The organism is Mycolicibacterium parafortuitum, assembly GCF_002086815.1.
Taxonomy (GTDB): domain Bacteria; phylum Actinomycetota; class Actinomycetes; order Mycobacteriales; family Mycobacteriaceae; genus Mycobacterium; species Mycobacterium parafortuitum.
In genome coordinates, this window is the sequence record NZ_MVID01000066.1 from 1 (window position 1) to 978 (window position 978).

The 978-nt window shown below is 65.2% G+C and carries 1 protein-coding gene; it reads right to left on the reverse strand.

The annotated features are described in order from the left end of the window. Positions 1-978 (reverse strand): IS256 family transposase (locus tag BST38_RS28780; RefSeq protein WP_083146946.1); only part of this gene is annotated, 978 nt, incomplete at both ends.

Sequence of the window (978 nt, forward strand, 5' to 3'; positions counted from 1 at the left end):
GTCGGGGAATTGGATGGCGAAGGCGTTGAGTGCTTCGGTCCAGCGGTAGGTTCCTGAACCTGGGTTTGATCCTCGTTTCTGGTTGATGTTGCGGATGGCCAGATACAGCAGCTTGAGTGCAGCGGCGTCGGAGGGGAACGAGCCGCGGGCTTTGGTGACTTTGCGTAGCTGGTAGTTCAGCGACTCGATGGCGTTGGTGGTGTAGATAATCTTGCGGATCTCGACCGGGAACGCCAGGAACGGCACGAACTCGGCCCAGGCGCGGTCCCAGACCGCGACCGCCCCCGGCGATTTTGCCTTCCAGTCGGTCCGGAAGTCCTCCAGCGCGAGTTTGGCGGCGTCCTCGGTGGGCGCGGTGTAGATCGGGCGCAGCGCGGCGGCCATCTTCTTGCGGTCGGTGTAGGAGGCATAGCGCATGCTGGCCCGCAGCAGATGCACCACACAGGTCTGGATGACGGCTTGGGGCCAGACCGCGCTGATCGATTCCGGCAACCCGGTCAGCCCGTCACAGCAGACGAATAACGCGTCGCGGCAGCCCCGGTTGCGCAGCTCGGTGAGCACCCCGTGCCAGAATTTGGCGCCCTCGGTCTGCTGGATCCAGATCCCCAGGACCTGCTTGATCCCGTCGACGTCGACCCCGATCACCACGTGCGCGGCCTTATTGGCCACCACGCCGCCGTCGCGGATCTTGAGCCGGATCGCGTCGATGTAGAGGATCGGATACACCGGATCGACCGGGCGCGACTGCCACGCAGCGATCTCGTCGGTCACCACGTCGGTGACCCGCGAAATCGTGGCTGCCGACACGCTCGCGCCGTAGACCTCGCCGAGGTGCTCGGTGATGTCGCGGGTGCTCATGCCGCGGGCGTACAGCGACAAGATCATGTCCTCGACCTGCCCCAAGCGGCGTTTGCGTTTGGGCACGATGACCGGGTCGAAGGTGCCGTTGCGGTCGCGGGGGACCTCCAGATCGACCGG